At 44.8% G+C, this 12,795-nt stretch carries 13 protein-coding genes; 11 read left to right on the top strand and 2 right to left on the bottom strand.

Annotation, left to right across the window (positions count from 1 at the left end; genetic code table 11):
* Positions 1-36: 36 nt before the first annotated feature.
* Both STRDD12_RS08070 and STRDD12_RS03555 read right to left on the bottom strand, forming a co-directional pair.
* On the bottom strand, positions 37-318 hold the full coding sequence (locus tag STRDD12_RS08070) for a DUF1294 domain-containing protein (RefSeq protein ID WP_082753053.1): 282 nt from the start codon (positions 316-318) through the stop codon (positions 37-39).
* A complete protein-coding gene (locus tag STRDD12_RS03555; protein ID WP_066915209.1) occupies positions 315-1,106 on the bottom strand; it encodes an ABC transporter ATP-binding protein in 792 nt (263 codons plus the stop codon). Before STRDD12_RS03555 ends, STRDD12_RS08070 begins: the two co-directional genes overlap by 4 nt.
* Positions 1,107-1,239: 133 nt before the next feature.
* On the opposite strand from STRDD12_RS03555, the gene STRDD12_RS03550 reads away from it, so the two are divergent.
* The 11 genes from STRDD12_RS03550 (at position 1,240) to whiA (ending at position 12,794) form a co-directional block, all read left to right on the top strand.
* Complete coding sequence (locus tag STRDD12_RS03550) at positions 1,240-2,352, top strand: AI-2E family transporter (protein WP_066915207.1); 1,113 nt, start codon at positions 1,240-1,242, stop codon at positions 2,350-2,352.
* 69 nt (positions 2,353-2,421) lie between these two features.
* Positions 2,422-3,756, top strand: coding sequence for a hemolysin family protein (locus STRDD12_RS03545; protein WP_066915206.1), 1,335 nt, complete (start codon positions 2,422-2,424; stop codon positions 3,754-3,756).
* 246 nt (positions 3,757-4,002) lie between these two features.
* Positions 4,003-4,791: a pyruvate formate-lyase-activating protein gene (pflA, locus tag STRDD12_RS03540; RefSeq protein WP_156471460.1), complete on the top strand. Its 789-nt coding sequence runs from the start codon at positions 4,003-4,005 to the stop codon at positions 4,789-4,791.
* 234 nt (positions 4,792-5,025) lie between these two features.
* Positions 5,026-6,408, top strand: a complete 1,383-nt coding sequence (locus tag STRDD12_RS03535; RefSeq protein WP_066915202.1) for a UDP-N-acetylmuramoyl-tripeptide--D-alanyl-D-alanine ligase — start codon at positions 5,026-5,028, stop codon at positions 6,406-6,408.
* An 18-nt stretch (positions 6,409-6,426) separates the two neighbouring features.
* On the top strand, positions 6,427-7,647 hold the full coding sequence (locus tag STRDD12_RS03530; protein ID WP_066915199.1) for a hypothetical protein: 1,221 nt from the start codon (positions 6,427-6,429) through the stop codon (positions 7,645-7,647).
* The gene (locus tag STRDD12_RS03525) at positions 7,647-8,357 is read left to right on the top strand and encodes a YwaF family protein (RefSeq protein ID WP_066916214.1); all 711 of its coding nucleotides are present in this window, start codon (positions 7,647-7,649) and stop codon (positions 8,355-8,357) included. The genes STRDD12_RS03530 and STRDD12_RS03525 overlap by 1 nt, the downstream gene beginning before the upstream one ends.
* Positions 8,358-8,546: 189 nt before the next feature.
* Positions 8,547-8,927, top strand: a complete 381-nt coding sequence (locus STRDD12_RS03520) for a RidA family protein (protein ID WP_066915197.1) — start codon at positions 8,547-8,549, stop codon at positions 8,925-8,927.
* A 113-nt stretch (positions 8,928-9,040) separates the two neighbouring features.
* Entirely contained in the window at positions 9,041-9,721 is a 681-nt protein-coding gene (locus STRDD12_RS03515) for a DUF1003 domain-containing protein (protein WP_066915195.1), read from the top strand.
* 300 nt (positions 9,722-10,021) lie between these two features.
* A complete protein-coding gene (gene rapZ / locus STRDD12_RS03510; RefSeq protein WP_066915193.1) occupies positions 10,022-10,912 on the top strand; it encodes an RNase adapter RapZ in 891 nt (296 codons plus the stop codon).
* The gene (locus STRDD12_RS03505) at positions 10,909-11,886 is read left to right on the top strand and encodes a YvcK family protein (protein WP_066915191.1); all 978 of its coding nucleotides are present in this window, start codon (positions 10,909-10,911) and stop codon (positions 11,884-11,886) included. The genes rapZ and STRDD12_RS03505 overlap by 4 nt, the downstream gene beginning before the upstream one ends.
* Positions 11,883-12,794: a DNA-binding protein WhiA gene (whiA, locus tag STRDD12_RS03500; protein WP_066915189.1), complete on the top strand. Its 912-nt coding sequence runs from the start codon at positions 11,883-11,885 to the stop codon at positions 12,792-12,794. Before STRDD12_RS03505 ends, whiA begins: the two co-directional genes overlap by 4 nt.
* Position 12,795: the final 1 nt, after the last annotated feature.

The raw sequence follows: 12,795 nt of genomic DNA, 5'->3' as shown, positions 1-12,795 counted from the left end.
GACTTTTTTTAGATTTTTCACGTGAAGACAAGGACTTCATAAAGGATAGAAGCAACTGTAGGCATAGGCCACTAGCAGACTTGTCACACAACCCGCTAGAGCTGCCCAGCGGAAATAGGATTTTTGAGAGGAGGATTTGTGGTGTAAGAAAAAGATGGCTAAAAGTGCTCCGGGTCCGCCTAAAAAGACAGCCTGTCTGAGCAAGACCTTTTCTGGGACACGCCAGCCCCCACGCTTAGCCTGCCACTTATCATAAGCGTAGCAGATAAAGACCAGGCAATTCCAGCAAAAATAAGTAAGAAGGAGGTATATCGTCATAGTTTTTGTAAATCAGGTCTAATATAAATGCGGTCGTCACCAATAGGGATGAGCTTGACAGGGCTATCGTAAAAATCACTGAGAATAGCTGACCTTAAAACCGTGTGTTTTGGTCCTTGGGCCGCAATCTTGCCTTCTTTGAGCAAGAGGACGTGACTAAAGGTCTTAGTAATTTCATCCGCATGGTGAGTGACATAGAGGATAAGAGGGGCCTGTGGGAGCGATTTGATGCGGTCGATGTGCTGGAGCAATCTTTCCTTGGCAAAGAGGTCCAAACCGCTGGTCGCTTCATCTAGAATCAAGATATCAGGGGCTTCCATGAGACTTCTGGCAATGAGCACCAGTTGTTTTTCTCCTTGAGATAAACTGGCATAGGTCCTGCCAAGCAAAAAGCCACCATCAAGTGAGCAAAGCATGTCCCGTGCCAGGGCTAAGTCATTGTCGTCATAGGCTTGGTAGAGAATGCTACTTTTGCTGGCACCTGTCAAGATGATTTGTTCACTGGTTAGATGGCGGGGGAGTCGTTCAGCGATAAAGGACCCGACGACCCCAATACGCTTACGCAGAGCCGTAATATCTCCCTTGCCATAGACGGTATCTAAGACCTGGACCTGTCCTTGAGTATACCAGTATTCCGCCATAAGAAGTTTTAAAAGTGTCGATTTTCCTGCACCGTTTAAGCCTAAGATAGCCCAAGCTTCCCCTGGGTTTACGGTCCAGTTGAGGTGACTGAGGAGGGATTTGCCTTGTCGTTTTAGTGAGACATCGGTCAGTTGAATCAGTGCCATTGCTTTCTCCTTGCTCTTTGTTAGTGGCTCTATTATACCACATCCTTTTCGGTAAGATTTGCAGGAGAGAAACGGTTTTGAGCGAGTTTGTGAGTGAGTTTATGATATAATATAGCAAAGAAAGGAGTATCTTGTGTTTCAAAAGAGCCGTTTATTTTTTTGGACGATTGAAATTTTAGCTGTTACAGCCATTATCCTATTGTGGACTTACATGTCTGAAGTGTTTACGCCCTTTGTCGGCGCTTTTCAGACCTTTGTCATTCCTTTTATTATCGGTGGATTTCTCTATTATGTCTTTAACCCTCTGGTGACCTGGCTAGAAGAGGACTTGCATGTGTCACGCCTTTGGGGCACCTTAGCCACCTTGGTTCTCTTAGTCATTTTGGTTGTTTTAGCGGTCAATAGTTTTATTCCAAATGTGATTGACCAGTTAAATCAGTTAATCAACTCTAGCCAAGATATCTATACGAATTTCCAACAGTACCTGTCTAAGTTGCAACAAAATCCCTTGTTTGAAAACATCAATGTGCAAAAAGCTCTGCAACAGTTAAATTGGTCTTATGTGGACATCTTGCAAAATCTTGTCAGTGGTGTCACGATTAGTGTGAGCAGCATCATCGGAACCGTCACTAGTATTCTGATGGCCATTGTGATTGCACCGATTTTTATGTTTTACTTGCTTAAAGATGGTAAAACTATTCTGCCCTTTGTTGAAGATAAGGTGTTAAAGACGGACAAGTATAAGATTGTCCCCTTGTTAAAGGATATGAATGCGGCGATTTCGCACTATATTTTTGGTGTGGCCATGAATTCCCTTTTCATCTTCGTCTTTTCTTATCTGGGTTATATGATTTTGGGTATCCGTTACGCCCTGATTTTTGCCTTGATTTTGGCCTTTTTAAATGTTATTCCTTACATTGGGCCTTATCTAGGTCTCTTGCCGGTCATTATAGCCTACGCAGGGACCGACTTTAATAAGATGTTGATTGCTTTGATTTATGTCGTCATTCTCCAACAGATTGATGGAATGATTATCTACCCACGGGTGGTTGGTGGTGCAGTAGCCGTTCACCCATTGACCATCATGGTGCTCTTGGTTGTCGGCTCCAATGTTGCCGGTCTAGTCGGTATGATTGTAGTCGTTCCAGTCTATGCCATTCTTAAGGAAATCGTTAAGTTCATTTACCGCTTAGCAGAGGAACGTCGTCAATTTAAACTCAGCCAATCAAAACTCTTAGATGATTAAAGACTAGCCTTATGGCTAGTCTTTGTGCTATAATGGAATAACATTTTATGAATTAAAGGAGAATTGACGATGGAAGACCCCAGCAGTCAGTCGATTATTTTACAATTTTTATTACTGTTTGTCTTAACCCTGCTAAATGCTTTTTTCTCTGCCACTGAAATGGCCATGGTTTCCCTCAATCGGGCGCGCGTGGAGCAAAAGGCTGAAGAAGGCGATAAAAAATATATCCGTCTGCTTAAGGTTTTGGAAAACCCTAACAACTTTTTGTCCACTATCCAAGTAGGCATCACCCTGATAACCCTCCTGTCTGGGGCGAGTTTGTCAGAGTCTTTAGCGGAGATTGTCGCTAAATGGCTGGGTGCTTCTGAAGGTGCCAAGACAGTCGGAAGCATTGTTTCCCTGGTCTTTTTGACCTACATTTCTATTGTGCTTGGGGAGCTTTATCCTAAGCGCATCGCTATGAACCTCAAAGACCGTCTGGCTATTGTGGCAGCGCCGGTTGTTATCCTCCTTGGAAAAGTGGTCAGTCCCTTTGTTTGGCTCTTATCGGCTTCAACGAATCTTTTGAGCCGTTTAACACCGATGACCTTCGATGATGCTGATGAAAAAATGACGCGGGATGAGATTGAATACATGCTGACCAACAGCGAAGCCAGTCTAGACGCAGAAGAAATTGATATGCTACAAGGGGTCTTTTCATTAGATTCCCTCATGGCTCGAGAAGTCATGGTGCCTCGGACGGATGCCTTTATGGTGGACATCAATGACCCGGCACGTGCGGTTGTCGCTGAAATTCTTGACCATACCTTTTCGCGGGTGCCCGTCTATGATGATGATAAGGATAAAATCATTGGGATTATTCACACGAAGCGCCTCTTGGATGCAGGCTTCAAGGAAGGTTTCGATGATTTAAATCTGAGAAAAATTCTTCAAGACCCTCTTTTTGTTCCTGAGACGATTTTTGTGGATGAGTTGCTCAAAGATTTCCGAACCACGCACAATCAGATGGCTATTTTGCTAGATGAATACGGTGGGATGGCCGGTCTTGTCACCTTAGAGGACTTGCTGGAAGAAATTGTCGGCGAAATTGATGACGAAACCGACAAGGCCGAAGTAGAAGTGCGTGAGATTGGTGAGGCGACCTATATTGTACGTGGTACCATGACGCTCAATGACTTTAATGAGTATTTCGAGACGGAGCTTGAGAGCGATGATGTGGATACGATTGCGGGTTACTACCTGACAGGAGTTGGCTCCATTCCTGGACCTGATGATAAAGAAGTCTATGAAGTCGTCGCAGAGGATAAATTATTGACCTTTGTTAATAACAAGGTCAAGGATGGCCGAGTGGTTAAACTCAAACTGACGATCTCCGATGCCCCTCACAGTTCAGAGGTAGACTAGGCTTTAGTCACCTTAAGGCACCTTGCTTGATAAAGGTGAGAATTTTAAAAAGCATCAACAACATGACATAACCTAAACCACCTGAAGGAGATGCTTCAGGTGGTTTCTTGTCTTTCACAGCCCTCACTCAGTGGAACGGATGAGAAGGGCTCAAGGTGGCGGTCGTCTTTTCTTAGACTTATTGCTAGTCTTTTTGGACGCGATGGTGGTATAATGAGGGTATTAAGAATGGAAGAGGTTACAGGCATGACGGCAGTAGATTATGGCAATGTCACAGGGCTAGTGCATTCAACGGAAAGTTTTGGGACTGTGGATGGTCCTGGGGTTCGTTTTATTGTCTTTATGCAGGGCTGTAAGATGCGTTGCCAATATTGTCATAATCCTGACACCTGGGAGATGGAAAGCAACAAAGCCAGAGAGCGGACGGTTGATGACGTCTTGCGAGAAGCGGTCGGATATCGGCATTTTTGGGGAAAAAATGGTGGGATCACGGTTTCAGGTGGTGAGGCCCTCTTGCAGATTGATTTTGTGACAGCGCTTTTTACCAAAGCCAAGGAACAGGGGATTCACTGTACCTTAGATACTTGTGCCATGCCTTTTCGAAATAAGCCAGACTATTTAGAGAAATTTGACCGTCTTTTGGCAGTGACCGACTTGGTCTTGCTGGATATCAAGGAAATCCGTGAAGAACAACATAAGTTTGTCACCAAACAGACCAATCGTAATATCTTGGCATGTGCCCAATACCTTTCAGACAAAGGCGTGCCTATGTGGATTCGCCATGTCTTGGTGCCTGGCCTGACGGATATTGATGAGGACCTAAAAGACTTGGGCGCTTTTGTCAAAACGCTGAAATCCGTGGATAAGTTTGAGGTTTTGCCTTACCACACCATGGGTGAGTTCAAGTGGCGGGAGCTGGGCATTCCCTACCCCCTAGAAGGGGTAAAACCGCCAACAGCTGCACGGGTTAAAAATGCGAAAGAATTGATGCAGACGGAGTCTTATCAAGACTATCTCAAGCGGATTGCGGAATAGAAAAATGCAGGTCCTAGACTGGGTTTTAGGATTTAGACCGACTTCTTTTGAAGTTGGTTTTTTTGTGCCTTGAACAATAGGTAATAGAAAGCTTGAAAACATGATGAATAGCCTAATTTTAAAAAGAAACAGAAGTCTTGTAAGCCAATGCTCTTGTTTTTTTGTAGGACTTACGGTCATAAAACTGAAATATGTTATAATAAAGGCGATTGTCTGTAAAGAAAAGGAGTCAACATGAGACTGACGATTGAAGAAATTGCACAGGTAGTTGGGGCAAGCCCCAGTGAAATTGCTTGGCCACAGGGGCAAGTAGGAAATATCGAATTTGATTCGCGCAAGATAAAAGCAGGAGATATCTTTTTACCTCTTCAAGGGCAACGAGATGGGCATGAATTTATCGAGACAGCCTTTGCCAATGGGGCAAGTGTCACCTTTACGGAAAAGCCTATTGTCGGGCGGCCTTATCTTTTGGTGGCTGAATGCCTTAAGGCTTTTCAAGAGCTGGCCAGCTATTATCTCGAAAAGCAGGGAGTAGATGTCATCGCTGTAACAGGGTCTAATGGGAAAACAACCACTAAGGACATGATAGCAGCTGTCTTGGCTAAAGCCTATAAAACCTATAAGACCCAAGGAAATTACAACAATGAAATCGGCCTACCCTATACGGCCTTGCATATGCCTGATGATACCGAGAAAATCGTGCTAGAAATGGGCCAAGACCACATGGGGGATATCAAGCTCTTGTCTGAGATTGCCAAGCCTCATATCGGAGTGGTTACCTTGATTGGCGAAGCGCATTTGGAATTTTTTGGCAGTCGTGAGAAAATCGCTCAAGGAAAGTTACAAATCACAGAGGGCATGGATGGCGATGGCATCCTCATTGCGCCAGCAGACCCTGTGCTAGCACCTTTTTTACCCAAAGAACAAAAGGTTATCCATTTTGGACCGGATGCTGATATTTTTGTCACTGACTATGTCGAGCATAAAAACGCTTTAGACTTTAAGACTAACTTCCTTGAAGAGGCCATTCACCTGCCGGTAACGGGTCGCTATAATGCCTGGAATGCCATGCTCGCAGCCTATATCGGCCAACTCTTGTCTATTGATGAAGCGGACATCCGTGATGCTTTGGCTCATCTGGAATTAACCCAAAACCGTACGGAGTGGAAGCAGGCAGCCAATGGCGCAGAGATTTTGTCAGATGTCTATAATGCCAATCCGACTGCCACACGTTTGGTCTTAGAGACCTTTTCCAAATTGCCTATCGCAGACGGTGGGAAAAAGCTAGTTGTTTTGGGTGACATGAAAGAGTTGGGACCTGATTCTGTTGCCCTGCACACGCAGCTCTTAACCAGTCTGTCTCCGGAAGATTTCCATTCTCTGATTTTTTACGGGGAGGACTATGCGGAATTGGCCCAGTATGCCGGACAGATGTTCCCACTCGGGCGGGTTTATTATTTCAAGAAAACTGAAAACGAAGACCAGTTCGAAGACATGGTGGCACGGGTAGAGGAGATTTTAGAAGCTAAGGACCAGATTTTGATTAAGGGAAGCCATTCCATGCATTTAGAAAACCTAGTGGCGAGATTGGAAAAGGCGTCAACAGAAAAAGAATAAGGAGTTTTGGGAATTCTCATGACATTAAAACAAAGAATCCGAACACTGCAAGCCAAGGGCGAGGCCTTTACCAAGGATTCAGATAAGCTCTTTCAAGGCACCTATACGCTGGCTTTTGTCCTTGCTATGGTGATGTCTTTCATATCCCCTCGCTATCTGCCTTGGGAATTTAAGAATCCTTTGTGGTGGACCTCTATCGGTCTGTCAGGTTTTGTTTTTGTTTGGAGTGGCTACCGCCATCAGTGGCCTAGGCTACATAAAATTGCGCTTGGTGTGACCCTGCTTAGTCTTCTCCTTTTGTGGCGAGAACCGAGTGCTTCAATGGCTACCTTCTTTCTTTTGTCTGTAGCTGTCGACCGTACGGATAGGCAGCTGATTAGACGGTTTTTCACAGCAAAACTAGTGATTGCTTGTCTTGTTTTTTTCTTTTACCTAAAAGGCTATTTACCTGATGGGCAAACGCCTCAAGTGGGAGAAATGGATAAGTTTCGCTATTCTTACGGTTTTGGCCCTCCCAACTCACTGGCTATGTTTATGTTGAGTTTGGCCATAGACTATATCTTGATGGCCAAAAAAGGGCGGTCTTTGTTGGAAATCCTCGTGCTTGCCCTCTGGGCTTGTCTGATTTATGCGGTGACAGATTCTCAAATTGTCTTTTATAGTTTCGTTGTCATCACTCTGGCCTACCTTTTCAAGCCCTTTTTGAGTCAGTATTTTGTGAGAGGTTCTGTCATTCTTAGTATTGTGGCTGTGATTTTTATTTGTGGGGTAACTTTTTCTTATTGGTTCCAGCCACAGCACCCCTTGTTGGTTTTTGTTAACCGTATCGTGACAGGGCGTTTGGCAAATGCTCACCAGTATTTAGAAGTCACACCGATTGGACTCTTTCCACAAAACGTTCCCTGGCTTTCCTACCCAGATGGGGTTCTGATTACTAATGAAAATTTCTATGTCGATGCGCTTTTGCGAAATGGTTTGATTGCTTACCTGCTCTTTCCTTTGATGATAGCTGCAGAAGTCATTCGCAAGCGATTTAGCTATTTCCACATGATTTTTATCCTATTAGCCTTTGGTATTGCTATGATTGAAAGTTATGGGGTAGATATTACCATGATGAGTATTCTCTTGTTCCCTTATTTTGCCCAACCTTTGGCTAGTGAGCCTAACCAAACACCGGCAGAAGAGAGGCTGTCTCAGCCCTATAGTCGTGTCCAAAGGAGGTTTAAGGCCAGAACATGATGTCTGACTTTTTAACCACACACCAGACCCAACCACCGACTATTTCAGTTTTTTGGTACCTGGTCATTGTTATGGTCTTTATCGGCCTGGTTACTTTGACGCTTGTATCCTATAAAAAAGACAGTTACCGCAAGTGTTTTTTAGGCCTCCAGATTTTTCAATTGCTGATTTTATACGGCTGGTATCTCTCTCATCACATTCCCTTGTCTAATAGCCTGCCTTTCTACCATTGCCGTTTGGCCATGTTTGCTTTGGTTTTCTTACCAGATCGTTGGCCTTTGAAGCAGTATTTTGCCCTCTTAGGCGTGAGTGGGGCGGCCTTTGCCTTGGGTTATCCAGTTTTTGACCCCTATAGCTTTCCTCATATTACGAGTTTTTCCTTTCTGCTGGGGCATTATTGTCTTTTGGTTAATGGTCTGGTCTATCTGTTGCGACACTTTGGTAGCGAGCGTTTGTCTGCTGGGACCTTAGTGCTTTGGACTTTTGCTTTAGATGCTTTTTTGCTGGGTGTCAATGCCCTAACAGGTGGCAATTACGGGCTTCTAAAACACCCACCCATCATGCCTGATGACCATATTTGGCTCAATTACCTTGTGGTTTCTGGCTTGTTAAGCGCCATGTTACTGTTGATTCATGCCCTCTTTAGGCGAGGTGAAAAAAGGTCCAGAAGGGTCTTAGAAACAGTGAAAGCTGAACTCCCCATAGACTAAAGAAAGCCTTGTCGTTAAGGCTTTCTTTAGGACCTGTTACAAAAGGCAATGGGCTCAGATTTTTCGGCTAGGCAGGAGGGCAAAAGCATTCTAAAGACTCATCACACAATTTTTCATTAAGAGTTCTTTTCATCACCTCTCGACTTTGGTATAATAAGGGTGATTTTACTGATGAAAAGGAGTTTTTACATGGCAAAAGTTGTGCATACCGATAAAGCCCCTAAAGCCTTGGGGCCATACGTACAAGGTCGCATCGTAGGCAACCTCTTGTTTGCTTCAGGGCAAGTGCCTCTCTCACCTGAGACAGGAGAAATTGTGGGTGACACGATTCAGGCGCAAACTAAGCAGGTTCTCAAAAATGTGCAGGCAATCCTTACAGAGGCAGGAACAGATTTTGACCATGTGGTTAAAACCACTTGCTTCCTAAGTGACATCAATGACTTTGTGGCCTTCAATGAAGTTTATGCCACAGCCTTTGCGTCGGCCTTTCCAGCTCGGTCTTGTGTTGAAGTAGCCCGTCTACCAAAGGACGTTAAGGTCGAAATTGAAGTCATCGCCGAACTAGACTAAGCTGTCATCAGAGACAAGATAGTCACGTCGGTAAGCAGGAGTAGAAAGATGACCCAGATTAGTCTTTTAATCTCGGTCAAGTCTACTCTTTTTTTTAGGGAAAGGACCTTAGCATGGTAGAATTACGCACGATTGATCCTGGCGTACGTCAATATATCCTAGAACACCATTCAGAGTTAACAGAAAGTTCACACATTTCACATGTTGATCTGGCTCAGTGGCGTCTAGAACATTTAGAAGAAATCATCACGCAAGCCAATGAAAAAAACGACCATATTCGACACAGTTATGATAAAGTTGACCAGGAAAATCGGGCACAGACCCTAGACATCCAAGAACAGCTGGACAGTAAGATTACCTTTGGGCAACGCATTGCAGATGTGGTGGCAAAGTTTGGAGGGTCTTGGACCTTCATCTTGTCCTTTTTGGCCTTCATGCTGATCTGGATGCTTTACAATCTTTTAGCACCAGCGGCTTGGGCCTTTGATAAATACCCTTTTATTTTGCTCAATCTGGCCCTGTCCACCCTGGCGGCTGTTCAAGCGCCTCTCATTATGATGAGTCAGAACCGTGCCTCTGACTATGATCGTTTGCAAGCCAAAAACGATTTTCTGGTCAATAGACGGTCTGAAGAAGAGATTCAGTCCTTGCACAAGAAAATGGACCACGTGGTTCAATCCGACCAGTCTGACCTTTTGCGCGTGCAAGAATTGCAAATGGAGATGCTGGTCAGCCTGAGCCACCAAGTCTCTCAACTCCAAGAAGAATTAAAACAAAGCAAGCTTCCAAAATAAGCTGTGGACTGTAGAAAGCCCGGAAATTTTAAGCCAGGCTTTCTTTTTTTATGCCAGAAATTGGGGAGGAAGGGCTAAACATACAGGCGAATTTTGTAAGCGCTTGAAACAGGTTCTTTGTCCTTTTTGACCATTTTTCTGAACGGGCAAGAAAGCCTTTTTTAGCAAGGATGTAAGGGATTGCAAAATCGCTTAGATGTTCTAAAAAGAAATGACTCAAACATTAACTTACAAACGCCACATTGAACTGATTTTTGTTATAATAAGGGTACCGCGGAATAAGCAGAAAGGTAGGTTTTTATGGCATCAACTCGAATTGAACTAGTGATGATTACGGGCATGAGTGGCGCTGGTAAAACAGTGGCCGTTCAATCTTTTGAAGACATGGGTTATTTTACCATGGATAACATGCCACCCACCCTAGTTCCTAAGCTTTTGGAATTAGTCAAGCCAGAGGAAAATGGCCGCATAGCCCTAGTGGTAGATATGCGTAGTCGGCCTTTCTTTTCTGAAATGACGACCATTTTGGACAATATTCAGGCAGATGAACGGATTAATTTTAAGATTCTCTTTCTGGATGCAACAGACGGTGAGTTGGTTTCACGCTACAAGGAAACACGCCGTTCGCATCCCCTAGCAGCAACCGGTCGTGTCTTGGACGGTATTACCTTAGAGCGTGAACTTTTAGCCCCTCTGAAAAACCTCAGTCAAAATGTGATTGACACGACAGAATTGACGCCAAGGGCTTTGCGAAAAGAGTTACTTGAACAGTTTTCAGACAAATCCGGTCAAGCACCGTTTCGGATCGAAATCATGAGTTTTGGTTTCAAATACGGTCTGCCGCTCGATGCGGACTTGGTTTTTGATGTGCGCTTCTTGCCAAACCCCTACTATAATCCAGAGCTTCGTGACAAGACAGGTCTTGAAGCTGCAGTTTATGATTATGTGATGGGGCATGAGGAGTCTGAGGATTTCTACACGCATTTGATTGGCCTCTTGCAACCGATTATTCCAGGCTACCAACGAGAGGGGAAATCCGTTTTGACAATTGCGGTCGGCTGTACGGGTGGCCAACACCGGAGCGTGGCCTTTGCCCATCGCTTAGCCCGTGATTTGCGAGAACTCGATTGGGTGGTCAATGAAAGCCACCGAGACAAGGATCGGCGAAAGGAAACGGTAAATCGCTCATGAGAAAACCCAAACTAACCATTATCGGTGGAGGAACGGGCATTCCTGTTTTACTCAATAGCTTGCGGCACTACGATGTGGACATCACGGCTATTGTAACAGTCGCCGATGATGGGGGCTCCTCAGGGAAGTTACGGGCTGAGACGCAATTGACACCACCAGGTGATTTGCGTAATGTTCTAGTGGCCATGAGTGATATGCCCCGGCTCTACGAACAGGTTTTCCAGTATCGGTTCAAGGAGTCAGATGGTGGCTTAGCTGGTCATCCTTTGGGCAACCTCATTATCGCTGGGGTTTCAGAGATGCAGGGTTCCACCTATAATGCCATTCAGTTGTTGGCTAAATTTTTTCACACGACTGGGAAAATTTACCCTGCTTGTGAAAATGCCTTGACTTTACATGCGGTCTTTCAGGATGGCCACGAGGTCTGTGGCGAAAGTTCAATTGCCAAATACAAAGGCATCATCGACCATGTCTATGTCACCAATAGCTATAGCGATGAGGCCCCTCAGGCCAATCGTAAAGTGGTTGAGGCCATCATGGATTCGGATATGATTGTTCTGGGGCCAGGCTCCCTTTACACCTCAATCTTGCCAAACCTTGTGATTGATAATATTGCCCAGGCCTTACGTGAGACACCTGCGACGGTGACCTATGTCTGTAACATCATGACCCAATATGGGGAAACCGAACATTTCTCGGATGCTGACCATGTGCGTGTGCTCAACCGTCATCTCGGGCAAAATGTTATTGACCTGGTTTTGGTCAATGTGGAAAAGGTCCCCCAAAGCTACATGAACACTAATCGCTTTGATGAATACTTGGTTCAGGTAGACCATGACTTTAAAGGCCTTAAAGAACAAGTGCCACGTGTCATTTCCTCAAACTTCCTAAGGTTGGAAAATGGAGGCGCCTTTCACGACGGTGACCTTGTTGCCCAAGAATTGTTGCGGTCTCTAGGAAGGCGCAGACGATGAGCTTTACTACCCAAGTTAAAGAAGAAGTGATGCAGACCTCTCAGCCCAGTTACAGTGAATTATCAGCCTTTATCAAAATGTCTGGTAGTTTAGGCCTGTCTGGTCAGGGGTTGACCTTATCGGTCACCACTCAAAACGCTAAAATTGCCCGTTATATATACGGACTCTTTGAGGACCTCTTTGAGGTCACGCCAGATTTATCCTATCACTACAAGTCCAATCTTAAAAAGAATCGTGTCTACACGGTTCTTATCAGCCAAGCCGTCGAGGCAATCTTGGCAGACTTGCGTTTGGCGGATAGCTTCTTTGGAGAAGCTCAGGGCATTTCACCTGACATTATCGCAGACGAACGCAAGGCCAGAGATTATTTGCGGGGGGCCTTTCTGGCGACAGGGAGCGTCACGCATCCAGAAACAGGGAAATACCAACTGGAAATAGCTTCTGTTTATGCAGACCATGCGACAGACCTCGCCCAGTTGTTGCGACTGTTTATGTTAGATGCCAAAATACTCGAACGTAAAAAAGGGACCATTACTTACCTTCAAAAAGCAGAAGATATCATTGATTTTTTGATTGTTATCGGTGCCATGTCCTGTATGGAAGAGTACGAATCTGTCAAATTGATGCGGGAAGCACGCAACGATATCAACCGAGCCAGTAATGCCGAAGCAGCAAATATTGCTAAAACGGTGACTGCTAGTATGAAGACCATTGACAACATTATCCGCCTTCGGGACAATCAGGTGTTTGAAGGCTTGTCCAGTGATTTGCAACAAATTGCAAACCTACGAATTGCTCATCCAGATTATTCCCTAGCCCAGCTAGGGGCTTTGCTCAATCCCCCTCTATCTAAAAGCGGGGTTAACCATCGTTTACGAAAACTCAATCAATTAGCAAAGGAGATTTAAT

Source organism: Streptococcus sp. DD12 (genome assembly GCF_001578885.1).
Lineage (GTDB): Bacteria > Bacillota > Bacilli > Lactobacillales > Streptococcaceae > Streptococcus.
This window is presented reverse-complemented; position numbering and strand designations above follow the sequence as displayed.